Genomic DNA, 1,441 nt, shown 5'->3' with positions numbered 1-1,441 from the left:
GGCTCTTCCGGATTGAGGGTGTAGAGAATTATCCGACAGGGGTAGGTGTGTCGTAGGGGGTGTGAAGAAGGCCCCGCGGTGAGAATGGGAATTGTCTAGAAACCGATTCCTCACCACAAGGCCTTCGATGCTCAAGCCTACCTTCACGACTCCTGATCTCACGACTTTCACGGGACTCGACGGTCTCGGCCTGCGCGCCGTCGGCCAGTACCTGACGCCGGACCGGGCGATCATTTCGTGTACTGTCGTTGAGCCGGACGACTGGTGCCACCGCTGTGGGTCTCCGGGGGCTCCACGGGACACGCTGGTGCGCAGGCTTGCTCACCAGCCGTTGGGCTGGCGGCCGACGGCTCTGCACGTGCGCGTCCGACGCTACAAATGCACAGAGTGCGGCCACGTCTGGCGGCAGGATACACGTGCAGCGGCCGAGCCGCGCGCCAAATTGTCGCGGACGGGGCTGCGGTGGGCGCTGGAAGGAATCGTGTGCCAGCACCTGACAGTCGCTCGTGTCGCTGACAGCCTGGCGGTGTCCTGGGATACTGCGAACGCCGCGGTGATCACTGAGGGACGGCGGGTGCTCATCGACAAACCCGACCGTTTCGACGGCGTGCAGGTCATCGGCGTCGACGAGCATGTGTGGCGGCATACGCGCAAGGGCGACAAGTACGTCACCGTCATCATCGACCTCACCCCGGTTCGGGACAAGACTGGGCCTGCGCGCCTGCTCGACATGGTTCAGGGCCGGTCCAAGGCCGTGTTCACGGCCTGGCTTCAGGCCAGGCCCCATAACTGGAGAGACGCCGTGGAGGTCGTGGCGATGGACGGGTTCACCGGGTTCAAGACCGCCGCCGAGACGGAGTTGCCCGACGCGATCGAGGTCATGGACCCTTTCCACGTCACCCAACTATGCGGGGATGCCTTGGACCGGAATCGGCAGCGTATCCAGCAGGAGACCACCGGGCACCGCGGCAGGTCTGGTGATCCGCTCTACGGGATCCGCCGGACCCTGCACACTGGGGAGGACCTGCTCACCGACAAGCAGCGGACCAGGCTCATGGTCGCGTTCACCGATGAGCGTCACGCCGAAGTGGAAGCGACCTGGGGCGTGTACCAGGACGTCGTGGCCGCGTACCGGCACACCGACCCAAGGGAGGGCAAGCGCATCATGGCCCAGCTCATCGACAACATCAGCCGAGGAGTGCCAAAAGCACTGCGCGAGGTCATCACGCTGGGACGCACGTTGAAACGCCGGGCCGGTGACATCCTGGCATACTTCGACCACCCAGGAACGTCCAACGGCCCCACGGAAGCCATCAACGGAAGACTCGAGCACCTCCGAGGCTCCGCCCTCGGCTTCCGGAACCTGACCAACTACGTTGCACGCAGCCTCCTGGAAGCAGGGGGATTCAGACCCCAACTACACTCCCAAATCGGATGAGCC

The 1,441-nt window shown here is 64.4% G+C and carries 1 protein-coding gene; it reads left to right on the top strand.

Going from position 1 to position 1,441, the window contains the following annotated elements:
- Positions 1 to 127: 127 nt before the first annotated feature.
- Positions 128 to 1,438 (top strand): ISL3 family transposase, encoded by a 1,311-nt coding sequence (locus tag NQ038_RS15120; protein WP_257050019.1) that lies wholly within the window; start codon positions 128 to 130, stop codon positions 1,436 to 1,438.
- The last annotated feature ends 3 nt before the right edge of the window (positions 1,439 to 1,441 follow it).

This window comes from Brevibacterium sp. 50QC2O2 (assembly GCF_024580675.1).
Lineage (GTDB): Bacteria > Actinomycetota > Actinomycetes > Actinomycetales > Brevibacteriaceae > Brevibacterium > Brevibacterium moorei.
The sequence above is the reverse complement of the archived record's forward strand: the minus strand, read 5'-3'. Positions and strand labels throughout refer to the sequence as shown.

Bases quoted from the DNA above. Each gene is read 5' to 3' on its own strand.
- NQ038_RS15120 (WP_257050019.1), top strand. From the start codon at position 128: ATGCTCAAGCCTACCTTCACGACTCCTGATCTCACGACTTTCACGGGA.